Annotated in this window: 23 protein-coding genes; 13 read left to right on the forward strand and 10 right to left on the reverse strand. The window is 73.0% G+C overall.

Annotated features, from left to right (window positions below; all coding sequences use genetic code 11):
- Positions 1 to 272: 272 nt before the first annotated feature.
- The gene (locus tag H6H00_RS15500) at positions 273 to 1,631 is read right to left on the reverse strand and encodes an MBL fold metallo-hydrolase (protein WP_185721935.1); all 1,359 of its coding nucleotides are present in this window, start codon (positions 1,629 to 1,631) and stop codon (positions 273 to 275) included.
- 93 nt (positions 1,632 to 1,724) lie between these two features.
- Here H6H00_RS15500 and H6H00_RS15505 point away from each other — a divergent pair, with 93 nt between their 5' ends.
- The 5 genes from H6H00_RS15505 to H6H00_RS15525 all read left to right on the forward strand — a co-directional run bounded on the left by H6H00_RS15505 (position 1,725) and on the right by H6H00_RS15525 (position 5,758).
- Positions 1,725 to 2,528 carry a GntR family transcriptional regulator gene (locus tag H6H00_RS15505; RefSeq protein WP_185721936.1) on the forward strand — a complete coding sequence of 268 codons (804 nt, stop codon included), beginning with the start codon at positions 1,725 to 1,727 and terminating at the stop codon, positions 2,526 to 2,528.
- The gene (locus H6H00_RS15510) at positions 2,525 to 2,866 is read left to right on the forward strand and encodes a rhodanese-like domain-containing protein (protein WP_185721937.1); all 342 of its coding nucleotides are present in this window, start codon (positions 2,525 to 2,527) and stop codon (positions 2,864 to 2,866) included. Before H6H00_RS15505 ends, H6H00_RS15510 begins: the two co-directional genes overlap by 4 nt.
- The gene (locus tag H6H00_RS15515) at positions 2,866 to 3,714 is read left to right on the forward strand and encodes a sulfite exporter TauE/SafE family protein (RefSeq protein ID WP_185721938.1); all 849 of its coding nucleotides are present in this window, start codon (positions 2,866 to 2,868) and stop codon (positions 3,712 to 3,714) included. The genes H6H00_RS15510 and H6H00_RS15515 overlap by 1 nt, the downstream gene beginning before the upstream one ends.
- Positions 3,715 to 3,759: 45 nt before the next feature.
- Entirely contained in the window at positions 3,760 to 4,350 is a 591-nt protein-coding gene (locus H6H00_RS15520) for a rhodanese-like domain-containing protein (RefSeq protein ID WP_185721939.1), read from the forward strand.
- 499 nt (positions 4,351 to 4,849) lie between these two features.
- Positions 4,850 to 5,758 (forward strand): DUF4394 domain-containing protein, encoded by a 909-nt coding sequence (locus H6H00_RS15525; protein ID WP_185721940.1) that lies wholly within the window; start codon positions 4,850 to 4,852, stop codon positions 5,756 to 5,758.
- A 470-nt stretch (positions 5,759 to 6,228) separates the two neighbouring features.
- On the opposite strand, the gene H6H00_RS15530 is transcribed toward H6H00_RS15525, so the two are convergent.
- Positions 6,229 to 7,482, reverse strand: coding sequence for an IS110 family RNA-guided transposase (locus H6H00_RS15530; RefSeq protein ID WP_255425777.1), 1,254 nt, complete (start codon positions 7,480 to 7,482; stop codon positions 6,229 to 6,231).
- 490 nt (positions 7,483 to 7,972) lie between these two features.
- Here H6H00_RS15530 and H6H00_RS15535 point away from each other — a divergent pair, with 490 nt between their 5' ends.
- Together H6H00_RS15535 and H6H00_RS15540 are read left to right on the forward strand one after the other, a co-directional pair.
- Positions 7,973 to 8,485 (forward strand): hypothetical protein, encoded by a 513-nt coding sequence (locus H6H00_RS15535; RefSeq protein WP_185721941.1) that lies wholly within the window; start codon positions 7,973 to 7,975, stop codon positions 8,483 to 8,485.
- Positions 8,482 to 8,823, forward strand: coding sequence for a hypothetical protein (locus H6H00_RS15540; RefSeq protein ID WP_185721942.1), 342 nt, complete (start codon positions 8,482 to 8,484; stop codon positions 8,821 to 8,823). Before H6H00_RS15535 ends, H6H00_RS15540 begins: the two co-directional genes overlap by 4 nt.
- 181 nt (positions 8,824 to 9,004) lie before the next feature.
- On the opposite strand, the gene H6H00_RS15545 is transcribed toward H6H00_RS15540, so the two are convergent.
- Positions 9,005 to 9,718, reverse strand: coding sequence for a MerR family transcriptional regulator (locus H6H00_RS15545; protein WP_185721943.1), 714 nt, complete (start codon positions 9,716 to 9,718; stop codon positions 9,005 to 9,007).
- A 45-nt stretch (positions 9,719 to 9,763) separates the two neighbouring features.
- Positions 9,764 to 10,465: an IclR family transcriptional regulator gene (locus tag H6H00_RS15550; protein WP_185722476.1), complete on the reverse strand. Its 702-nt coding sequence runs from the start codon at positions 10,463 to 10,465 to the stop codon at positions 9,764 to 9,766.
- A gap of 79 nt (positions 10,466 to 10,544) precedes the next feature.
- Here H6H00_RS15550 and H6H00_RS15555 point away from each other — a divergent pair, with 79 nt between their 5' ends.
- Positions 10,545 to 11,789 carry an alpha-amylase family protein gene (locus H6H00_RS15555; protein WP_185721944.1) on the forward strand — a complete coding sequence of 415 codons (1,245 nt, stop codon included), beginning with the start codon at positions 10,545 to 10,547 and terminating at the stop codon, positions 11,787 to 11,789.
- A gap of 36 nt (positions 11,790 to 11,825) precedes the next feature.
- Complete coding sequence (locus H6H00_RS15560) at positions 11,826 to 12,035, forward strand: dodecin (protein ID WP_185721945.1); 210 nt, start codon at positions 11,826 to 11,828, stop codon at positions 12,033 to 12,035.
- Positions 12,036 to 12,042: 7 nt separating this feature from the next.
- On the opposite strand, the gene H6H00_RS15565 is transcribed toward H6H00_RS15560, so the two are convergent.
- Positions 12,043 to 12,537 (reverse strand): hypothetical protein, encoded by a 495-nt coding sequence (locus tag H6H00_RS15565; RefSeq protein ID WP_185721946.1) that lies wholly within the window; start codon positions 12,535 to 12,537, stop codon positions 12,043 to 12,045.
- Positions 12,538 to 12,578: 41 nt separating this feature from the next.
- Positions 12,579 to 13,019 (reverse strand): ATP-binding protein, encoded by a 441-nt coding sequence (locus tag H6H00_RS15570; protein WP_185721947.1) that lies wholly within the window; start codon positions 13,017 to 13,019, stop codon positions 12,579 to 12,581.
- 198 nt (positions 13,020 to 13,217) lie between these two features.
- Here H6H00_RS15570 and H6H00_RS15575 point away from each other — a divergent pair, with 198 nt between their 5' ends.
- On the forward strand, positions 13,218 to 14,039 hold the full coding sequence (locus H6H00_RS15575) for a DedA family protein (RefSeq protein WP_185721948.1): 822 nt from the start codon (positions 13,218 to 13,220) through the stop codon (positions 14,037 to 14,039).
- On the opposite strand, the gene H6H00_RS15580 is transcribed toward H6H00_RS15575, so the two are convergent.
- Positions 14,024 to 15,007, reverse strand: a complete 984-nt coding sequence (locus H6H00_RS15580; protein ID WP_255425779.1) for an alpha/beta fold hydrolase — start codon at positions 15,005 to 15,007, stop codon at positions 14,024 to 14,026. The two genes, H6H00_RS15575 and H6H00_RS15580, sit on opposite strands and share 16 nt — an antisense overlap.
- Positions 15,008 to 15,094: 87 nt before the next feature.
- Here H6H00_RS15580 and H6H00_RS15585 point away from each other — a divergent pair, with 87 nt between their 5' ends.
- Positions 15,095 to 15,625, forward strand: a complete 531-nt coding sequence (locus tag H6H00_RS15585; RefSeq protein ID WP_185721949.1) for a pyridoxamine 5'-phosphate oxidase family protein — start codon at positions 15,095 to 15,097, stop codon at positions 15,623 to 15,625.
- Between the two features lie 11 nt (positions 15,626 to 15,636).
- On the opposite strand, the gene H6H00_RS15590 is transcribed toward H6H00_RS15585, so the two are convergent.
- Genes H6H00_RS15590 through H6H00_RS15600 form a run of 3 tightly spaced genes read right to left on the reverse strand, consistent with a single transcriptional unit; the run spans position 15,637 to position 19,497 of the window.
- Positions 15,637 to 17,394 (reverse strand): helix-turn-helix domain-containing protein, encoded by a 1,758-nt coding sequence (locus H6H00_RS15590; protein WP_185721950.1) that lies wholly within the window; start codon positions 17,392 to 17,394, stop codon positions 15,637 to 15,639.
- A 10-nt stretch (positions 17,395 to 17,404) separates the two neighbouring features.
- Complete coding sequence (locus tag H6H00_RS15595) at positions 17,405 to 18,742, reverse strand: MFS transporter (protein ID WP_185721951.1); 1,338 nt, start codon at positions 18,740 to 18,742, stop codon at positions 17,405 to 17,407.
- A gap of 17 nt (positions 18,743 to 18,759) precedes the next feature.
- Positions 18,760 to 19,497, reverse strand: a complete 738-nt coding sequence (locus tag H6H00_RS15600; protein ID WP_185721952.1) for a 3-hydroxybutyrate dehydrogenase — start codon at positions 19,495 to 19,497, stop codon at positions 18,760 to 18,762.
- A 146-nt stretch (positions 19,498 to 19,643) separates the two neighbouring features.
- Here H6H00_RS15600 and H6H00_RS15605 point away from each other — a divergent pair, with 146 nt between their 5' ends.
- Positions 19,644 to 19,901 (forward strand): hypothetical protein, encoded by a 258-nt coding sequence (locus H6H00_RS15605; protein ID WP_185721953.1) that lies wholly within the window; start codon positions 19,644 to 19,646, stop codon positions 19,899 to 19,901.
- 139 nt (positions 19,902 to 20,040) lie between these two features.
- Positions 20,041 to 21,039 carry a cation diffusion facilitator family transporter gene (locus H6H00_RS15610; protein ID WP_185721954.1) on the forward strand — a complete coding sequence of 333 codons (999 nt, stop codon included), beginning with the start codon at positions 20,041 to 20,043 and terminating at the stop codon, positions 21,037 to 21,039.
- The last annotated feature ends 133 nt before the right edge of the window (positions 21,040 to 21,172 follow it).

Consider the following 21,172-nt stretch of genomic DNA (forward strand, 5'->3'; position numbering starts at 1 on the left):
GGCTCTGTTGTCAGGACTCCCACACCCGCTGAGCGGGCCTACGGCCCTGCGGTGTGGCGCGTTCGTCCTGTCGACCTTCGAGCCGAGGATCCTCCATGATCTCGACGTCCATGTCTCCCCGCAGGCCCCGGCCCGTGACCGAGCGCCCACGCTCCGGCACAGACGCCGTCGAATCGGCGCCGCGTCGGTCCGTACGGTGGCGCCGGCTGATCGCCCGGATCAGCGCGGCGGCCGCCGCCGCACACACGGCCTCCGTGCCGTTCTGACCCGGCTCAGCCGGTGGCCAGCCCGCTGCTCACCGCACCGGCGTACTCGTCGTCGACGAACACCACGTCATAGCCTCCGCGGTCGAGCAGGCTTGCGGCGATGCTCGCCCGGAACCCGGCCGCGCAGTGCACCCACAGCTGACCTTCGGGAACGTCGTCGAGGCGCTCCAGCAGCGAGTGCATCGGGATGTGGACCGAGCCTGGGATGTGGCCGTGGGCGCGTTCGTCGTCGCGGCGCACATCGAGGACGACGACCCCGTCGCGGCCGCGGGCTTCGGCCACGTCGGCGAAGGTCACCTGTGGGTAGCGGCGCAGCTCGTCGGACCCGGCCAGGTCGCGGGGTGAGCCCAGCGCGGACCCGTCGGGCCGGTCGATCCCGATGCGCACCAACTGGCGCTGCGCGGCGGTGACCTGGCCGGCGTCCTCGCCGATCAGGGTCAGCGGGGTGCCCCAGGGGATGAGCCAGCCGAGGTAGGTGGCGAACTGCTGGCCCAGCGCGATGCCGATGCTGCCGGCGAGGTGCTCGGCGGCGTAGGCGGTGCGGTCGCGCAGGTCCACCACCCATTCCCCCGCGGCGATCCGCTTGCGCAGTTCCTCGGGGGACACCTCCTCGACCGGGGACAGGTCCGCCGGGCCGGGGCCCTGGCGGTTGCGGGCGCCCATGTGGGCGTAGTAGCGCGGGTAGGCGGTGAGCCCGGCGACCAGACGGGCGACGAAGGCGTCCTCGTCGGTCTCAGTGAGCGCGTCGTTGTGCCGGCGCTCGTCGCCCATCGTGCCGCTCGCGGCGCCGGTGGACGATCCCGAGGAGCAGAAGCTGCCGAACCCGTGGGTGGGGTAGACCGCGTCCTCGGCGCCGCTGATCTCGGAGAGCCGCCGCGCGGAGCGGAACTGCGCGCGGGTGAGCTCCTCGGTGCGGTCGGGGTCGACCAGGTCGGTGCGCCCCACGCTGCCGTAGAGCAGAGACCCGCCGGTGAACACCGCGGCGGGCCCGTCGCCGTCGTCCACCACGTAGGCCAGGTGGGTATCGGTGTGCCCGGGCGTGGCCACGACCCGCACCCGCAGCCGCCCCGCCGTGAGCTCGTCACCGTCGCGCACGGCGTGCCGGGCGAACGCGACGTCGTCGGCGGCCGCCACCACGTACCGGGCACCGGTGCGCTGCGCGAGGGCGAGACCACCGGTCACGTAGTCGTTGTGGATGTGGGTCTCCACCACCATCACGCACGTCAGACCACGTGTGTCGAGAAGCTCCGCGACGCGGTCGATGTCGCGCTGCGGGTCGACCACCACGGCGCTCACGCCATCGTGGGCGATGTAGCTCCGGTCTCCCAGCTCACTGGTCTCGATCACTTCGACCTGCGGACTCATGCGGACCCTCCTTGCTCTCGCGGCCACAATGACCGTACATTACGATGACAGTATCCGAGATGTGGGACAAGCGGACGTGACGAAGGATGGGACATGGCAGGCAAGCAGGACAGGGGACCCCGATCCCTGGACAGGGCGTCGGGACAGCCGCTGTGGATCCAGCTGCTCGCCGACCTGCGTCGCCGGCTTGACGCCGATGAGTTCACCGCGGCGTTCCCGGGCGAGCTGACACTCGGTGCCGAGTACGAGATCAGCAGGCACACCGTCCGCGAGGCACTGCGCGTGCTGCGCGAGGAAGGACGGGTCACCGCGGCCCGCGGCCGGGCGCCCCGGCTCGCCGAACCGGCCGAGATCCAGCAGCCCCTCGGCGCGCTCTACAGCCTGTTCGCCTCGGTGGAAGCCGCAGGACTGGCCCAACGCAGCATCGTCCGCACGCTCGATGTCCGGGCCGACGGGGTCATCGCCGCTCGACTCGGGCTGGAGGAGTCCACCCCGCTGGTCTACCTCGAACGTCTCCGGTTGGCCGGCGCCGACCCGCTCGCGGTGGATCGCGTGTGGCTCCCCGCATCGCTCGCCGCTCCCCTCCTGGATGCTGATTTCAGCCACACCGGCCTCTACCAGGAGTACCGCGAACGGTGCGAGATCACCGTCACCGGCGGCCAGGAGAGCATCCGTGCCGTCATGCCCAGTGATGCGGAGCGGCAGTTGCTCGGGATCGGCTCAGATATCGCGACCTTCTCGATCGAACGTCTCGGTTGCTCCTACGGGCAACCCGCCGAATGGCGTCACACCCTCGTACGCGGAGACCGGTTCGGCGTCACCGCGCAGTTCTCGGCCCGCAGCGGTTACCAGTTCGAGATGTCCGCTCCCCACCGATACGAAGGACACCAGCGATGAACACCTCTGACCAGATCCACCAGGTCGATCCGACCGAGGCGCGGCAACTCGCCGCCGACGGCGCGCTCCTGTTGGACGTTCGCGAGCCCGACGAATGGGCGGCCGGACACGCAGCCGACGCCACTCACATGCCGCTGGGAGACCTCGATCCGGACAGCGTGCCGCGCGACCGGATCGTGGTGGCGGTCTGCCGCTCCGGAAACCGCTCCGGGAAAGCCGCGGTCGCGCTCGCCGAGGCCGGCATCGACGTCCGCAACATGGCGGGCGGCATGAACGCCTGGGCCGAGGCGAACCTGCCGATCACCCGCGACGACGGACAACCGGGCACGGTCGCCTGATGCTCGCCGCGGTGCTCGGGCTGGTCATCGGCGTCGTCATCGGCGGGTTGGGCGGCGGCGGGGGAGTGCTCACCGTCCCCGCACTCGTCTACGTCCTCGGCCAGACCGCGCAGGATGCCACCACCAGCAGCGTCATCATCGTCGGCATCACCGCCGTCGTCGGCGTGCTGGCCCGGGCACGTGGCGGACTCATCAAGTGGCGCACCGGCCTGGCCTTCGGCGCTGTCGGCATCCCGGCGGCGGCGGCGGGAACTCTGCTCAACCAGCGCGTCGCCGAGCCCGCGTTGCTGTTGTCGTTTGCCGCATTGACCGTCCTCGCCGCGATCGCGATGATCCTCGACTCACGTCGGGCGCCGAATACCGGCCCAGCCGATTGCAGCGAAACCGACTCGGCGGGAGCACCCGAGCGACCGGGTAGCGCCGGGACAGCTGTCGACGTCGCCGTCGAACCCGCAACCCGGACGGCATCCCCCGCCATTGGGAACGCCGTCAAGATCATCCTGTGTGGGATCCTGATCGGCTTTCTCACCGGGTTCCTGGGCGTTGGCGGCGGGTTCTTGATGGTTCCCGCTCTGGTCATCGTCCTGCGCATGCCCATGACCTACGCCGTCGGCACCTCACTGCTGATCATCGCCATCAACTCCGCGGCGGCGTTCGCCACGCGAGCCGGCGTCGCCGAGTTCGACCCGGCCCTCCTCATCCCGTTCACCGCGGCCGCGGTGATCGGCAGCTTCGCCGGGAAGCTGGTGTCCGACCGCGTCTCGGGCACCACGCTGACCCGAGCCTTCGCCGTCATGCTGCTGCTGGTCGGAGCCTTCGTCGCCGTCGAGAGCGTGCTCTCCCTCTGAGCGGCCGCCGCTTCCACTTCACACACCCCGACCGATAGGAAATCTGTGCCTTCCACCCGCCCCCACCACGTCGATGCAGACACGGTTCGCACCTGGCTCAGCCAGCCCGAGACGGTGACCGTCATCGACGTCCGCGGCCCCGCGGAATTCGAGACGGTGCACATCCGCGGCTCCCACAACGTGCCGCTGCACATGGTCGGCGATCACACCGAGCAACTCGCCGCCCGGCTCGACCGGCCGATCGTTCTTGTGTGCCAGTCCGGCACGCGAGCCGCCCAGGCCCATCAGCGTCTCGCCGGAGTCGGCGCCGACCACCTCCACATCCTCGACGGTGGCATCGCGGGATACACCGCCGCCGGTGGCGAGGTCCGACGTGGCCGCGCCCGCTGGGCCCTGGAGCGCCAGGTCCGCCTCGTCGCCGGGACACTCGTACTCGCCGGCCTCACGGCCGGGCTCCGCGCACCGAAGGCGCGTCTCCTCGCCGCCGGAATCGGTGCCGGCCTCACATTCTCCGCCCTGACCGACACCTGCACGATGGGTCGGATCCTGTCCGCGCTGCCCCACAACCGCGGACCCAAGGACCGGACACTGCTCGAAGTGCTCTCGCAGTTGCCGACAGGACCAGCGGCGGCATGAAGCAAGCGCGTCAATCACGGTCCGCGGTGGTTGGCGCACTAGCGACGGACCTGAAGACTTCGCGGTGCACGACAGGGCCTCGATCGTCGAATCGATGATGGTCTGCCGGGCGTCGGGTCGGATCTCATGGCACAGCGGACCGAGACTCTTCTCAAGCACGCGCTCAAGGCCGCGCGGGCCGAGGACCTCTTGTTCGACGCCTCCGGCGGGGCCTGCCGGCCCTCAGAGCCCTGTGTCAACCCCCGTCGTGTGCTACTACCGGTGACTCCCAGGTGTGTGCACGGCCGGGCGGGCCTCACCAGTACCGGCGATCACCACGACGGTCAGGCCGGCGTCGAGGAGGGTGTCGACCATCTGCCCGTCGCCGCGGTCGATAGCGACACCCATGGTGTGACGCCTCGGGCAGCTCTCTCACCCGATCGTGAACGTTGCGGAGGTCGGAACCGTAGAAGGAGGTGGCGCACTAGCGCCCTGACTCATCGATACGCGAGGGAACATCATGCGTGCACCTCTTCGGTCCGGTCTGATCGCTCTGATCACCGGTGTCCTGCTCGCGGCCCCGGTCGCCGCCGCATCCGCCCAGGAGGACTCGGACCGCCGCGACTCCTCGCGCGATTCCTCCCGCGGCTCGTTCGACGATCGGCGTAACCGTCTCGACATCGTCGGGCTGGTCGATGGCACCAAGCTGGTCTCCTTCAGGTCGGACAGCACCCGGATCGGCGACAATCGGGACCGTCGAGGCGGTGGCAGCCTCGACGTTCGCGGGCTCTCCGGCGACACCCGCCTGGTCGGCATCGACTACCGGGTCCAGGACGGGCGGCTCTACGGCGTCGGCAACGCCGGTGGGGTGTACTCCATCGATGACCGCGGCCGGGCCCAGAAGGTCAAGCAGCTCACGGTCGCGTTGAACGGCAGTAACTTCGGGGTGGACTTCAACCCGGCCGCGAACGCGTTGCGGGTCATCAGCGACTCCGGCCAGAACCTGCGCCAGCCCTTCGCCGACCTGAACGCGGCCACCATCGCCGACGGTGGCCTCAACTACGGTGGCACCCCCGCTGCCGGGGTCGCCGGCGCGGCCTACACGAACAACGATCTCGACCCGAACACCGCCACCGTGTTGTTCGACCTCGACACCAACCGCGACCAGCTCGCCACCCAGAACCCGCCCAACAACGGCACGCTCGTCCCCACCGGCCCCCTCGGGGTAAACGCCGGAGCCGATGCCGGACTCGACATCTACAGCACCGTCCGCAACGGCACCACCGTCGACCTGATGGCCTTCGCCACCATCCGGGTCGGCAACCAGTACAGCCTCTACCGCATCTCCCTGTCCGACGGCCGCGCCAACCGGGTCGGCGGATTCGACCGCAATGTGACCGACATCGCCATCCCGCTCAACCAGCTCTGAATCCTGCGCACCCCCGAGGCACCCACCCGAGCACCCGACGGGCGGGTGCCTCGTGCGGTTGAAGTGTGGGTCCGACCGGTCCCTCCGAGCCGGTAACGCCCGCAACGTCGTCCTGTCCCGCTGGCGTGAGCGTCCCGGGGTCCTGCTTCTCCGGCTTGGCCGAGTAGGAGCGTCGCTGTCCGGGCCCGTCGGGTGCGGGGTCTCTCCTCGCGTCGGCGCTGCGACGGTGCCCGGGAACCCGGTGACGATCCAGGCCCTCCCGGCCGCTGCGCGGTCGCCTCCGGCGAGCCTGGACCGCCACCGGAACCCCGGGCAGGGACCCGTCGCGCCGACGCGAGGAGAGACCCAGCTGATCACCCGGCCGCAGGTGTGCCCGGTGTCGAGTTCAGAGCACCGGCCCTGGCGGGCCGGCTCCCTCCGGGGGCCGGGCGCCGCCCTGGACCCGGCCTCGCTTCAGAGAGCCGCCAGGGTCAGGCCGCGGTCACCTCCGTCGGCGAGGTGGCCTGGTGCAGGACGGCTTGGAGCGCGCGGTGGCGGGCGGGGTCGTAGGGCTGGTGGTCCTGCCAGCAGCGCCAGATCACGTGCAGCCAAGCCCGCGCGACGATCCGAACCGCGTGAGGGTGGTGGTGCCCGCGGGCCCGGGCCCGGTCGTAGAGGCCGGCGGCCCAGGGGTTGGCGTGCCGGGAGTCGGCGGCGAAGTCGCAGACCGCGTCGCGCAGCTGTTTGTCGGCCGACCACCGGAACGAGGTGATCTTCATCTTCCCGGACTGCCGCGTCGACGGGGTGGTCCCGGCGAGGGAGGCGAGGGATTCGGGGGTGGGGAACCGACCGCGACAGTCCCCGATCTCGGCCAGCAACCGGGCCGCGCGCAGCGCTTTCGCGCGCGGTAGGGACAGGAAGATGTGCGCGTCGGCGTGCTCGGACAGCAGCGCGGCGATGTGGGCGTCGAGGGTGTGGATCTGGGTGACGATCACGGTCAACGCGGCGACGAACGCGCCGGTCACCTGGGCGGCCGCGGCACCGGCCGGCCCAGTCGCGCCGGGCGCGGCCGCGCGCAGGTGGGCGTGCAGCGCGGCGGGGTCCTTGCGGCCGGTATAGCCGACGGAGCGTAGCCAGGTTGCCAACCGGGACGGGGTGAGCCAGTCGGTGTCGTCCTGGCAGGTGAACCGGCCCAAGAACCGCAGGCTGGTCACGGCGTCGAGGTCGGCGAACAGCCCGACCGGGCCGGGGTGGAAGAACCGCAGATGCGCCCGGAGCTGATTAGCCAGCCCGACCCGGTGGGCGAGCAGATCCTTCCGGGCCCGCACTGCTGATCGGAGCATGAGCGTGGCCGCGGTGTCGGGGACGAGCGGGCGCAGCCGGGCACGGTCGGTGCGCAGGGTGTCGGCCAGGACGAACGCGTCGAACCGGTCGTCCTTGTTCCCGGCCGAGCCGTAGCGTCCGCGCAGGTTGTGGACCTGGTTGGGGCTGATCACCACGACGGTGAGCCCGGCGTCGAGGAGAGTGTCGACGACCTGTCCGTCGCCGCGTTCGATCGCGATCTCGCCGACGCCGGCGCGGCGCAGCCGGCGGACGAGCTCGCGCAGCCCGGCGCCGGTGGCGTCGATGAGGAACTGCTCGGTGACCGTGCCCTTGTTGTTCACGATCGCGACGGCGTGGTCGGCGGTGGCCCAGTCCAGGCCGGCGGTGACGTCACCAGGCGGGAACTCCGGCAGAACGGTCACCGATGGCGCGGTCGCGCTGGGGGAGCGGGTCGGGGTGGGCGGCATGTCGTCCTTCGTGCAGCGGTTGCAGGCGCGCCCGTGGGGAAGGTGCTGGGTCGCGGCTCCCGCATCGCTCACTGTTAGGCGCTCACGGTGGCGCTCAGCCCTTGTCGACGGTCCGCGCGACCCAGGTGACCACCAGGTCCCGCGTTTCTAAGGGGGGACGTCGACTCGTCGCGTCGGCTTACCAGGGCGGTGACCGGGTGGCACCTCGGGTGCATCGACGACGAGATCGCCGCCGACACCTACCGATAGTGGCCCAGTGGGCTTACCACGGCCTGACTCCCGGTAAAGGGCACTCCGCTGCGCTCCGTGTCGCTGCGCGACGGCCTTCGGCCGCCCTTGACCGGCAGCCTCCACGGCCGTGGTTGGTCGCCTTACGGCGGCGGGGGAAACAACTCCCCGCCGCCCCAAGGGGACGGGCCACCAGGCCCAACCAGAGGAGGCCACGATGCCCGCACGTACCCGCCCGCCCGCCGAGCAGACCGCGCAGGCGCGGATGATCACTGCCTCCTCCGTCGTGACGAATCTCGTCGTCCGAGCTGCTGGACTCGTCCCTGCGCGGCTGGACCTGGCGCACGTCGGTACGCCGGAGCAGCAGCTGGGGCTCACTCTCGGCGGGGTGCTGATCTACATGCGGGCTGGGGCCACCGCCCGCGCCGCAGCGGACGGCTGGACGGGCGCGGCGGTGCTCGCGCAGTCGCTCCCGCCGGCCATCGCGGGACGGCGTCCGCTGTTGATCGGCCCGACGACCGTGGCCGCGATGGTGCGGCTGGCTGGGCTGCCGGAGGTCGGGGCGATCTTCGTGCCGTCCCGGGCCAGCGGCGCGGTCCCTGCGATGCTGCGGCTGCAGATGGGGCCCGTCACGTGGGAGATCTGCGACGCGACGGCGTATACGTCGATGCTGCGCGCGTGGCGGCAGGCCGCGCAGCTGCTCGGCGACAACCCGACCGAGGACGAGTGACCGACGCTGTGGACTACCCGGCCCGGCTGCAGTGCAGCCGGGCCGAGGCGCGTCATCATCGGCGCATGGGTGTGTTGTGGACGGTCGGAGTGCTTCCGGCCGGGGTGGAGAACGTGCAGCCGCTGGCGAGTGGCGTGGAGGAGAGCTGGGCGGCCGCGATCGACGAGGCATCCGGCGCTCTCGTCGTGGCCGCCGCCGATCGCGGCCGCGCGGAGTACCGGGTCTCCGTGGCCGGCGCTGAGATGATGGTGATTCCCGGACTGACCGAGGACGGCGAGGTCGACCTGTCCAGCCTCCAGGACACGCTGACGTCGATTACGCGCGGCTACGGCGACTGATCGCTCGTGGGATCAAATGTGGTGCGAAACAGCGGAGGCGAGCGTGAACGGAGACGCCCATAGACGGGTCGCGTGCGGCTGTCGTCGCAGGTGGAGGCCCTGGTCTACAACGATCGGATACCTTCCAAACTAGCTACGCGGGTTCGATTCCCGTCGCCCGCTCCACGTCCCCGCGGCACCGTCAGCGCAGGAGCTCGCCCGCCCGCCGCAGCACGTCGAGCTGGGCGGGGTTGTAGAGCTCCCGCATCGCCCGCTGCGCGGTCTGCTCGACGAAGCGCGCGCCGCGCGGGGAGTCGGAGTGCGGGGCGGTCAGGCCGGGGTGGTCGGCGTGCAGCCTGCGGATGTAGGGGGCCAGGCGCTCGGCCAGGTCCCGGCGGGTCGGCTCGTCGGCGTCGGCGGGGAGGTCGTCGAGCTCGCGGGCCACGGGATCGACGGGGAGGTCCTCCAGCACGTCGGCCCAGGCCTGCATGCGCTGCGGCCCGAGCACCCGGCTCAGCACGACGACGAACGAGCGGTCGGCGTCGGTCAGCCCGGCCGTGGCGGCCGGGGCGAGCTCGGGCGGGAGGTCCAGCGGCGCCGACCGGTCCAGGATGAGCGCGAGCTCGGCCCGGGCGCGCTGGAGCCGGTCGACGGTGGCGGCGAGCTCGGCGTCGAGCGCGCGCAGGGCGTCGGCCGGGTGGCCGTCGTCGCCCATCTCGGCGATCTGGGGCAGGGAGAACCCGAGGTCGGTGAGGCGCCTGATCCGCAGCAGCCGGACGAGGTGGGCCACGCCGTACTGCTTGTAGCCGTTGGCGCGCCGCTCGGGCTCCGCGAGCAGCCCGACCTCGTGGTAGTGCCGGACCGCCCGCACGCTCGTGCCGGCGAGCTCGGCGATCTCGCGGGTGCTCCAGGCCACGGGGCCAACGTAGGACCACGGGGACGCCACCGGGGCCGGGGGTCGTCAGCGGAGCATGCGCGTGATGCCCAGCGCGGCGGTGCGGACGGCGGGGGCGAGGCGCGCGGTGTCGAGGCGGTGGGCCCAGCCGGTGATGGACACCGCCGCCACCGCGTACCCGTCGCCGTCGAGGACCGGGGCGGCGACGCAGGCGATGCCGACCGTCGACTCCTCGTGCTCCTCGGCGATGCCGCGCTCGGCGATGCGCGCGAGGTCGCGGGCCAGGTGCCCGGGCGCGACGACGGTGCGGGGCGTGCGCCGGACCAGCCCGGCGTCGACGACGGCGGCGAGCCGCCCCGGCGGGGCGAACGCGAGCAGCGCCTTCCCGACCCCGGTGCAGTACGCCGGCATCCGCCCGCCGACGCGCGACGGCACGGACGGGCCCTGCCTGCTGTCGATCTTCTGGACGTAGACGACCTCGACGCCGTCGGGCACCGCGAGGTGGACGGTCTCGTGGGTGGCCTCGAACAGGTCGGCGAGGAACGGTGCGGCGGTCTCGCGCAGCCCGCGCTGGCGCGGGGCGAGTGCGCCCAGCTCGAACAGGCGCATGCCGAGCCGGATGCCTGTGGGGGTCCGCTCGACGACGTCCCACGCGGCGAGCTCCGCGATCAGTCGGTGCGCGGTGGGCTTGGGGATCCCGGTGCGGCGGGTGAGCTCGGCGAGGGTGACCTCGGTGTCGCCCGGGCCGAACGCGGCGAGCAGCGTCATCGTCCGGCCGATGACGGAGTTCGGCTCGCCGGGGGGCACGGCCCGAGTCTCGCACCCGGCCCGGTGGGAGGCTCACCGCATGCAGGACAAGTGGATCGACCACGCGATCTGGTGGCACGCGTACCCGCTCGGGTTCGTCGGCGCCGAGCGCGACGCGCTGCCCGACGGCGCCGCCCCCGTGCACCGGCTCGCCCGGTTCGAGCCGTGGCTCGACCACCTCGTCGGGCTGGGCTGCTCAGGCCTCGCGCTGGGGCCGGTGTTCGCCTCGGAGACCCACGGCTACGACACCGTCGACCTCCTCCGCATCGACCCCCGCCTCGGCGACGACGGCGACTTCGACGCGCTCGTCGCCGCCGCCAGGGAGCGGGGCGTCCGGATCCTGCTCGACGGCGTGTTCAACCACGTCGGGCGCGGGTTCGAGCGGTTCCGGGCGGCGCAGGACGGCGACGCCGAGGCCCGGCGCTGGTTCCGCTGGGACGGCGACCGGCCCGCCGACTTCGAGGGCCACAGCCGGCTCGTCGAGCTCAACCACGACGAGCCCGCGGTGCAGCGGCACGTCACCGAGGTCATGACGCACTGGCTCGGCCGCGGCGCCGACGGCTGGCGGCTCGACGCGGCCTACCGCGTGCCGCCGTCGTTCTGGCGGGCGGTGCTGCCCCCGGTGCGCGAGCGCTTCCCCGAGGCGTGGTTCGTCGGCGAGGTGATCCACGGGGACTACCCGGCGTACGTCGCGGAGTCCGGGCTCGACTCCGTCACGCAGTACGAGCTGTGGAAGGCGGTCTGGAGCGCTCTCAACGACCGCAACCTGTTCGAGCTGGCCCACGCGCTGGAGCGGCACTCGACCGCGGTGGAGTCGTTCGCGCCGCTGACGTTCCTGGGCAACCACGACGTCACGCGGCTGGCCAGCCGGCTCGACGTGCCCGAGCACATCGGGCTCGCGGTCGCCGTGCTGATGACCGTCGGGGGAGTGCCGAGCGTCTACGCGGGCGACGAGCAGGCGTTCACCGGCGTCAAGGAGGACCGCGAGTTCGGCGACGACGCCGTGCGCCCGCCGTTCCCGGACACCCCCGACGACCTGGCCCCGTTCGGCGCCCCGGTCCAGGAGGTGCACCAGCGGCTGATCGGGCTGCGCCGCCGCCACCCGTGGCTGGTGCGGGCGCGCACCACCGTCGAGCACCTGACGAACACCACGATCGCCTTCCGGTCCTCCGGCGGGCCGGGGGAGGAGCTGGTCACGCTGCTGTCCGTCGACGACGCGCCGCAGCGCCTGCCCGGCGTGGACGAGGTGCTGGCGCCGCACTCGTGGCGGGTGCTCGGGGCCTGAGGTTTGGCGGACGCACCCGGCCGGGAACGGAAGGGCATGTCTGACCACGTGTACCGAGTGACCGAGATCGTCGGAACGTCCCCCGACGGCGTCGACACGGCGATCCGCAACGGCGTCAAGCGAGCAGCCACGACCCTGCGCGGGCTGGACTGGTTCGAGGTGACCGAGGTGCGGGGCCACATCGTCGACGGCGAGGTGGAGTACTTCCAGGTCGGCCTGAAGGTGGGGTTCAAGCTCGAGGACTGACCCCCGGTCAGCTCCACTCGAGGACGAGCGAGCCGCCGACGGGCAGCGCGTGCCAGTCGGGGGCGATCCCGTCCAGCACGTCGACGACGGCGTCCAGCGCGGCCGGGTCGACGCCGGCGCCCGCCTCGTCCGTCCACGCCCGGACGCCGGGCGGGACGGGGCGGTCGGCGTGGCGGATCTCCCACGCCGACTGCGCCGCCCGCGTGAAGGCCTCCGACCGCCGCATGTCGACGCCGTCGGTGCGCCGGGCGTTCCGGCGGGCCCACTTCTTCGTGTAGGGCTCGTCGACGGGGCGGAACGTGCCCGCGTCGCCGCCCGCGACGAGCGAACCGAAGATGCCGTCGCGCAGCCGGAAGTGCCGCTCGACGACGAAGTGCACCAGGTCGTGCGGGACGTGCGCGTGGTAGCCGGGGGCGGGGTCCATCCGCACGCGGTCACCGACCGGCCGGACCGCCGTCACCGCGTAGCGGCGCTGCCCGGTGCGGGTGAAGGTGACCTGCATGCCCCCGACGATAGGTTCCCGCGGGAGCGCCGACGACCGGTTTACCCCGGTCCGGTCCCCGCCGTCGTGACCGGCAGCGGCCGGCTGACCAGGACCACCTCGGTGCCCGCCGCGCCGGGGCGCACGTCGACGTCGGCCATGCACCCGCGCATCACCAGGAGACCGCGGCCGCGGTAGCCCGGGTCGCGGGGAGGTCGCCAGCGGCCCTCGTCGCGGACGACGAACCGCACGCGCTGCCGCCCGCCGTCGACGATCCGCTCGCCGGTGACCTCGACGTCGCCCGCCGCGACCCCGCCGTAGCCGTGCTCGACGGAGTTGGCGACCGCCTCGTGCACGGCCAGCACCACGTCGTCGGTCTCGTCGTCGGGCCAGCCGAGCCCGGCGAGCCAGTCGCGGATCCGCCTGCGCACGTCCCGGGCCGCGGCCGGCACCCCGACCAGGCGGACCTGCAGGGGAGTCGTGTGGAGGCGTCCGGGTCCCATCGACGCGGAGTGTGCCAAGGATCCCGGCACTACGCCGGACGGGGGATCGACGGATGCGCCGGTCCACACTGCGGAACCGCGACGGCTCCGGCGTAACCCCGGCGGGCCGGTGGGCGACGCCAGTGGTGGGGCGTCGCCGACGTCTGTCACTCTGGACCCCGAACGGGTTGCGGAGCACGAACCGGAAGGGACGGCCGAGTGGACGTCGTGGCTGTCCTGCAGGCCGTCGTGCACAGCGCGTGGCTGCTGCCGGTGCTCGCCCTGATGATCGCCGCCGACGGCCCGCTGCCGATGCTGCCGAGCGAGACCCTGCTGATGACGGCCGCGGCCGTCGCCTTCACCGAGGGGGACGTCGCCCTGCTGGTCGGGCTGTTCCTGGCCGCGGTGCTCGGGTCCGTGGCGGGCGACCTGCTCGTCTACGGGCTGGGGCGCACGTCGAACAAGCTCATCGCGGGCTCCTCGGAGGGCAGCTGCTCGGCGTGGGTGCGGCGGCACCTGCTGAAGCGGCCGGGGGCGGTGCTCGTCGGCGCCCGGTTCGTGCCCGGCGGGCGGCTCGTGAGCACCGCGGCCGCGGGCCGGTTCGGGCTGCCGCTGCGCCGGTTCGTGCCGTGGTCGCTGGCCAGCTCGGCCGCGTGGGCCGCCTACATGCTGGTGGTCGGGCGGGTGCTGGAGCCGATCACGGGCGGCAACCCGCTGCTCTGCGTGGCCGGGGCCGGGGTGCTCGCGGTGCTCACCGCCGGGGTGTTCGCGCTGGCGCGGCGGGTCACCCGGGGGCGGGTCCTGCCTGCCGACGTGGATCGACCGGTGTCGGCAGAGGCTCCCCGTTCCGCCGACACCGGTCATGAGCCTCAACGGCTCCCGGTGCGCGGGGATTCGGCCCTTTCTCGCTCTCCGTCGAGCGGGGCATCACGATCGGTGACCGGTCGAGTGGCTGTTGCCCGATCAACGGTCTCCGTCGAGCGACGGACGGCGGCCGACAGGCGCCCCGTCCGCGCGCCGCTCCCTCACGTGGGGGAGTAGCGGTCCGGATCCGTGGCGAAGGCCACGAGGGCGGCGTCCACCTCCGCGGCCCGTTCCTGCTGGGTCCAGTGCCCGCACCCGGGCAGGAGCCGCGCCTCGCGCAGGTCGGTGCAGGTGCGGCGCAGGGTCGCGGTGAGCGCGTCGAGGCCGATGCCGGCGACGACGGTGTCGCGGTCGCCCGCCAGGTACAGCGCGGGCGGGGTGATCGGGGCGCCGTGCCAGGCCGCCGTCAGCGCGTGGTTGCGGTCGAGGTTGCGGTACCAGTTCAGACCGCCGGTGAAGCCGTGGCGCGCGAACTCCGCGACGTAGACGTCGAGGTCGTCGTCGGTGAGCCAGTCCGGAAGCTCCGGGCGGTCGTCGAGGGTGTCGAGGAACCCGCCCCCCGGCGGCACGACGAGCGGTCCGGCGCCGCCGATCCCGGTGAGGATGCGGCGCAGGGAGCGGCGGGGGTCGGCGGCCAGCTCGGCGTCGGCGGGGCCCGGTTCCTGGAACCACAGCTGGTAGAACCGCTCGCCGAAGCGGCGGGCCATCAGCGGCGTCGGCGGGCCCGCGGTGCGCGGGAGGTGGGGGACCGACAGCGCGGCGACCCCGCGCACCCGGTCCGGGCGCAGCAGCGCGGTGTGCCAGGCGACGGGGGCGCCCCAGTCGTGGCCGACGACCACCGCCCGCTCCGCCCCCACCGCGTCCAGCACGCCCACGGCGTCGCCGACGAGGTGCAGGATCGAGTAGTCCTCGACCGCGGCCGGGGCGTCGCTGCGCCCGTAGCCGCGCTGGTCCGGTGCCACGACGCGGAACCCGGCGGCACCCAGCGCGGCGAGCTGGTGGCGCCAGGAGTACCAGCACTCCGGGAACCCGTGCAGGAGCAGGACGACCGGGCCGTCGGCGGGGCCGGACTCGGCCAGGTGCAGGTCGATCCCGTTGACGGCGACGGTGCGGTGGGTGATCTCCGTGATCTCCGTGGTGTCCACGGCGCCGAACCTACGCCCGGGAGCCCGGTCGACCGAGCGGGTGAGCCGCCCCGATGAGTCCGGGACGTCCACGTCGTCTCCTACGGTATGGACACACGGAACCTCGCGGACCGCTACGCGCTGCCGGCCCTGGACTGGTCCTCGGTCACCGACCGTCTCGGCGCCGGCTTCGGGCAGGCACCCGGTGCGGGTGGCCCCGACCGGCACACGACCTGGCTCACCACCCTCGATCCCGACGGAGGCCCGCACGTCACCGCGGTCGGTGCGCTGTGGGTCGACGGCTGCCTGTGGTTCGAGACCGGCGAGACCACGCGCAAGGGCCGCAACCTGGCGCGCGATCCGCGGTGCACGGCCGCGATCTCCACGCGGGAGTTCGACCTGGTGGTCGCGGGCACCGCCGAGGTGGTGACCGAACGCGACACGGTCGCCCGGTTGGCCGCGGCCTGGGCCGAGGACGGCTGGCCGTGCGAGGTCGACGAGTCCGGCACGGCCCTCACCGCGCCGTTCAGCGCACCGTCGGCCGGTGGGCCGCCGTGGGCGGTCTACCGCCTGACCGCCCGGTCGGCGCACGCCGTCGCCACGGTCGAGCCGGGGGGCGCCACGCGCTGGACGTTCTGACCCGGCGGGCCCTACGGGGTGCGCAGGCGGCGCAGGTGCAGGGCGAGCTGGATCTCCAGGGCCCTGGCCGGCCCGGACCAGTCGGCGCCGAGCAGGACGGCGACGCGCTCCAGGCGCTGGGTGACGGTGTTGACGTGCACGTGCAGCTCGCCCGCCGCCCGCCGCGGGCTGGCCCCGGCGGCGAAGTACGCCTCCAGGGTGCCGAGCAGGTCGCTGCCGCGCCGCGCGTCGTAGTCGACGACGGGTCCGAGCATGTCGTGCACGTAGTCGCCGACGTCGGCCGGCTCCCCGACGAGCCCGGCGAACCCGATCTCGCGCGCCGATCCCGCCCGCCGCCCGAGCGCCACGAGCGCCCCCGCGGTGCGCCGGGCCCGCTCGTGGACCTCGCGCAGGCCGCCCCCGGGCACCACCGGGCCCGCGGTGCCGATCGTCGGGCCGTCGCCGAGGCGGCGCGCGAGGGCCGCCGCCACGGCGGACGGGTCGGTGCCGGGCACGACGGCCACGAGGTCGTCGCCGTGCGGCCCGGCCAGCCCGCCGCCGTCGCCCGCGACCACCGCGAGACCGCGCACCGGACCGCGGCACACCGCCACCACGTGCGGGACGCCGAGCTGCAGCCCCAGCAGCCGGCCGCGCTCCACCAGCGCGGGGTCGGGCTCGCCGCCGTCGCGGGCGAGGAGCTCGGTGAGCAGGTCGGTGCGCACGCGCTGGTCGGACTCCGCCGCGCGCAACCGGAACAGCAGCACCAGCGCGGTGACCATCGCCGCGCGCTCCACGGTGCGGACCTGCCCGCGGTCGAGCTCGTCGACCCCGCCGAGCACCAGCGTGCCCAGCCGCTGCCCGGCCGCGCTGACGGCCACCGCCCACCCGTCGCCCGCGCGCGTCAGCCGGCCGGACCCCTCGGCCGCGACGGGGCGCGGGACCGGCCCGTCGCCGTAGGTGGCGAGGCAGTGGTCGTCGACGTCGAACACGGCCACCCGGCAGGCGAGCAGCTCGCCGAGGGTGGCGGCGATGTCGTCGACCCCGCCGCCGGACAGCACCACCTGGGAGAACCGGTCGTGCGCCGTGGCGGCCTGCTCGATCCCGGCGTGGGCGGCGGACAGGGCGGCGAGGGCGTCGGCGGTCTCGGCGACGCGGCGGGCCTGCACGAGCGACACCGCGGCCAGCGCCGCGAGCGAGCCGAGCAGCGCCACCTCGTCGCGCCGGAACACGCGGCGGGCGCGGTGCGAGGCGAACAGCACCCCGACGAAGTCGCCGTCGACGAGCAGCGGCGTCCCGCAGATCGCGACGAGACCCTCCTCGCCGACCGCGCCGTCGATCTCGGGGGTGTGGTCGTAGCGCTCGTCGGCGGGGTAGTCGGCGGTCCAGTACGGGCGCCGCGTCTGGGCGACGAGCCCGCCGAGCCCGGCCCCGAGCGGGAGCCGCAGGGTCTGGAACCGCGCCGACACCGACCCCGCCGTCGCCCGCATGAACGTGTCGCCGAGATCGGGGTCGAACAGCGTCAGGTAGGCGACGTCGGTGCCGAGCAGGCTGCGGGCCCGGCGCACGATGGCGTCGAGGACGCCGCGCGGGTCGGCGACCGAGGCGAGGTCCCTGGCGGTCTCGACGAGCGCCGAGAGCTCCGCCTCCCGGCGGCGGTGCTCGTCGATCCCGGCCCGGATCCGCAGCGCGAGCTCGCGGGCCTCGGGATGCTGCTGCGCCTGCTCGGAGATGCGGTCGGCGGACGCATCCTCGGCGAGCAGGCGCAGCAGGTCGAGCGCGGTCTGCGGCACGCGGGAGAACTTAGCGCGACACGGCCTTCGGCAGCGCCGGGTCGTCGGCGAGGTCGCGGTGGCGCGTCTCGGAGTAGGTGGCCACCGCGAGGATCGTCAGCACCGCCGACGCCGCGACGTACACCGCGACCGGGTACCCGCTGCCGTACGCCGTGATCAGCGCGACCGCGATCAGCGGGGCGAGACCACCGGCGAGGATCGACGCGAGCTGGTAGCCGATCGACACGCCCGAGTAGCGCACCTTCGTGCCGAACAGCTCGGACAGGAACGCCGCCTGCGGCCCGTACATGGCGCCGTGGAAGACCAGCCCGCCGACGACGGCGAGCACGGCAGCGCCGAAGCTGCGCGTGTCGAGCAGCGCGATGAACGCGAACGCCCACACCCCGACGCCGACGGCCCCGAGCAGGTAGATCGGCTTGCGGCCGAACCGGTCGCTCAGCGCACCCCAGATCGGGATGGTCACGAAGTGCACCGCCGCACCGATCAGCACCGCGCCGAGCACGAAGCTCGTCGAGAGGTCGAGCTGCGTCGTCGCGTAGGTGCTGACGACGATCGTGAAGATGTAGTACGAGACGTTCTCGGCGAACCGCGCGCCCATCGCCGTCAGCACCTCGCGCGGGTAGCTGCGCAGCACCTCGAGGATCGGCATGGCGTCGGCGGCGCCGTCGGCGGCCCGCTGCTTCGCGAGCTCCTGCGCCTCGCGGAAGACCGGCGACTCCTCGACCGACAGGCGGATGTAGAGCCCGATCAGCACGAGGACGGCGGAGAGCAGGAACGGGATGCGCCATCCCCAGGACAGGAAGTCGGCCTCGCTCTGGAACGCCGCGAGCAGCGCCAGGATGCCGTTGGCGAGCAGCTGCCCGCCCGGGGCGCCGGCCTGCGGCCAGCTCGCCCAGAACCCGCGGCGCTTCGGGTCGCCGTGCTCGGAGACGATGAGCACCGCCCCGCCCCACTCGCCGCCGAGCGCGAAGCCCTGCACGAGCCGCAGCAGCACGAGGATGATCGGCGCCGCGATGCCGATGGTGGCGTAGCCGGGCAGCAGCCCGATGAGGAACGTCGCGACGCCCATCATCAGCAGGCTGACGACGAGCAGCGTCTTGCGGCCGATCTTGTCGCCGTAGTGGCCGAACACCAGCCCGCCGACCGGGCGGGCGATGAAGCCGACGGCGAACGTGCCGAGCGAGAGCAGCACGCCCGTCGCCGGGTCGTTGCCGGGGAAGAAGACGGTGGGGAAGACGAGCGCCGCGGCGACGCCGTAGAGGAAGAAGTCGTACCACTCGACCGTGGTGCCGGCCATGCTCGCGCCGACGACCTTGACGATGGAGCTGCGTGGCTGGGTCTCAGCCATGGGGCAACCCTTTCTGACTAGTGGGCGGTCCAGCCGCCGTCCATGAGCAGGGAGGTACCGGAGATCGAGCCGGACGCCGGGCCGTAGAGCACGGCGGCGAGCTCGGCGACCTCCGCGGGTTCGACGAGCCGCTTCACCGCCACGGGGGTGAGCATGATCCGTTCCAGGACCTCGGACTCGTCGATGCCGTGCGTGCGCGCCTGGTCGGCGATCTGCTTCTCGACCAGCGGTGTGCGCACGTAGGCGGGGTTGAGGCAGTTGCTGGTGACGCCGTGCGCCGCGCCCTCCAGCGCGATCACCTTCGACAGTCCCTCCAGCCCGTGCTTGGCGCTGACGTAGGCCGACTTGAACGGGCTCGCGCGCACCCCGTGCACGCTGGAGACGTTGACGATCCGCCCCCAGCCGCGCTCGTACATGTGCGGCAGGACCAGCCGGGAGAGCCGGAACGGCGCCTCCAGCATCACGCGCAGGATGAACCCGAACCGCTCGGGGTCGAACTCGTGCACGGGCGCGACGTGCTGGATGCCCGCGTTGTTGACGAGCACGTCCACCGCCGACGGCAGCGCGTCGACGGCGTCGAGGTCGGAGAGGTCGCACACGACGCGCTCCACCCCGTCGAGCGCCTGGAGGCCCGCCTCGTCGCGGTCGACCGCGATGACGTGAGCCCCGTCGTCGACGAGGCGGCGCGTGATCGCCGCCCCGATCCCGGACGCCGCACCCGTGACCAGCGCCGTCCGTCCCGCCAGAATCGTCATGGGCCGAGACGTTAGGGGAGTGTGAGGCGCATCGCCGTGTGTCGTCGGCCCATATCCGCGTGCACTCGCATGTGCGAGGAGGCCACCAGCCGATTCCGTCTCAGGATGAGAACGTGCCGGTGATCACGGCCGGTGATACTTCCGCCATGAAGAGCGATGTGTGGGAGGCCGAGGTCGGGATCGACCACGCCGCGTGGCTCGCCACGGAGAGCCGCACCGCGGGTCTGGCTCGGGAGTACCGGCCGATCGACATCGGGGAGGGGCGGATCCGCTACAGCTACCTCGCCCTCGGGGCCGCCCGTGAGCTGGGCGAGGAGGAGGACGGCTACCTCACCGACGACGCCGAGGGTCTGCGCGTCTGGATCGGGGACGACGCCTTCGAGCTGGAGCTGACCGACGGCTGAGACTTCGCGGCCCGGGCGGTCATCGTGCGCGTGATACGTGAGATACCGAACCAATCGATGTCGAACGGAAGGCGCACGATGACCCCCACCCCGGTCGTCGGACGGCTCGCGGGGGCGCTGAGCGCGTAGCGTTCCCGCCGTGCCGGAGCAGGAGAAGACCGGGGGCGGCGAGAGCACGCTCACCGTGCTCGTCGCGCTGGGGGCGAACGCACTGATCGGCGTGCTCAAGCTGGTGGCCGGCGTGCTCACCGGCTCCGCGGCGATGCTCGCGGAGGCGGCGCACTCCGTCGCCGACACCGCGACCGAGGGGCTGCTGCTCACGGCGCTGCGCCGCTCGGAGAAGCCCGCCGACCGCCGTCATCCCTTCGGCTACGGCAAGGAGCGGTTCTTCTGGGCGCTCATCGCCGCCGTCAGCATCTTCGTCTCCGGCGCGGTGTTCGCGATCTACGAGGGACTCTCGACGATGCTCGGCGAGGGCGAGGAGCAGACCCTCGTCTGGGTCGCCTACGCCGTCCTCGGCGGGTCCTTCCTGCTGGAGGGCGTCTCGTGGCTGCAGGCGGTCAGGCAGGTCCGGAACGAGTCGCGCGCCCACGACCAGGGCTTCGTGCAGTTCCTGCGCACCACCGACGACCCCACCGTCAAGACGGTGTTCTTCGAGGACAGCGCCGCCCTGGTCGGTCTGCTGCTGGCGCTGGGCGGGATCGGGCTGCACCAGATCACCGGGTCGAGCTTCTGGGACGGGCTGGCGTCGCTGCTGATCGGGGTGCTGCTCTCCGGCGTCGCCTACGTACTGGGGGCCACGAACAAGGGCCTGCTGATCGGCCGGCAGGCCGACCCCCGGCTCGTGTACGCGGTGCGCGACCACCTCGCCGCGCGGCCGGAGGTCGAGAAGGTCGTCGACCTGCTCACGATGACGCTCGGCACCGACCGCGTGCTGGTCTGCGCCCGCGTCGACTTCGACGACGCGCTGGGCGCGGCCGACCTCGAGCGCGCGTGCGTGGAGATCGACGACTCCCTGCGCGAGCGGTTCCCGCAGCTCGACGAGATCTTCCTGGAACCGGTGCCCCGCACCGACGAGCGGCTGCGGGCGCGGGTGCTGGACCGCTACGGCGCGGGCATCGCCGCCCCGCCCACCTGACCCCGGCCCGTCGGTGATCGGCGCGTGCCGCACGGTGCGGCCCTCGGGAGGGCGCTGGGGTGCGGCCGGCACCGATCACGGTCCGGTCGGGGTGTCGCGCGGCGGCACGGGCGGAAGGCGTCGGGATGGACGG

Origin of the sequence: Pseudonocardia petroleophila (assembly GCF_014235185.1) — a bacterium.
Taxonomy (GTDB): domain Bacteria; phylum Actinomycetota; class Actinomycetes; order Mycobacteriales; family Pseudonocardiaceae; genus Pseudonocardia; species Pseudonocardia petroleophila.

Coding starts and splice junctions, on each gene's coding strand:
- H6H00_RS15595 (WP_185721951.1), bottom strand. CDS start 18,742: ATGGCTGAGACCCAGCCACGCAGCTCCATCGTCAAGGTCGTCGGCGCG.
- H6H00_RS15505 (WP_185721936.1), top strand. CDS start 1,725: ATGGCAGGCAAGCAGGACAGGGGACCCCGATCCCTGGACAGGGCGTCG.
- H6H00_RS15525 (WP_185721940.1), top strand. CDS start 4,850: ATGCGTGCACCTCTTCGGTCCGGTCTGATCGCTCTGATCACCGGTGTC.
- H6H00_RS15510 (WP_185721937.1), top strand. CDS start 2,525: ATGAACACCTCTGACCAGATCCACCAGGTCGATCCGACCGAGGCGCGG.
- H6H00_RS15570 (WP_185721947.1), bottom strand. CDS start 13,019: ATGGGACCCGGACGCCTCCACACGACTCCCCTGCAGGTCCGCCTGGTC.
- H6H00_RS15560 (WP_185721945.1), top strand. CDS start 11,826: ATGTCTGACCACGTGTACCGAGTGACCGAGATCGTCGGAACGTCCCCC.
- H6H00_RS15605 (WP_185721953.1), top strand. CDS start 19,644: ATGAAGAGCGATGTGTGGGAGGCCGAGGTCGGGATCGACCACGCCGCG.
- H6H00_RS15565 (WP_185721946.1), bottom strand. CDS start 12,537: ATGCAGGTCACCTTCACCCGCACCGGGCAGCGCCGCTACGCGGTGACG.
- H6H00_RS15515 (WP_185721938.1), top strand. CDS start 2,866: ATGCTCGCCGCGGTGCTCGGGCTGGTCATCGGCGTCGTCATCGGCGGG.
- H6H00_RS15585 (WP_185721949.1), top strand. CDS start 15,095: ATGGACACACGGAACCTCGCGGACCGCTACGCGCTGCCGGCCCTGGAC.
- H6H00_RS15550 (WP_185722476.1), bottom strand. CDS start 10,465: ATGACGCTGCTCGCCGCGTTCGGCCCGGGCGACACCGAGGTCACCCTC.
- H6H00_RS15535 (WP_185721941.1), top strand. CDS start 7,973: ATGCCCGCACGTACCCGCCCGCCCGCCGAGCAGACCGCGCAGGCGCGG.
- H6H00_RS15600 (WP_185721952.1), bottom strand. CDS start 19,497: ATGACGATTCTGGCGGGACGGACGGCGCTGGTCACGGGTGCGGCGTCC.
- H6H00_RS15555 (WP_185721944.1), top strand. CDS start 10,545: ATGCAGGACAAGTGGATCGACCACGCGATCTGGTGGCACGCGTACCCG.
- H6H00_RS15500 (WP_185721935.1), bottom strand. CDS start 1,631: ATGAGTCCGCAGGTCGAAGTGATCGAGACCAGTGAGCTGGGAGACCGG.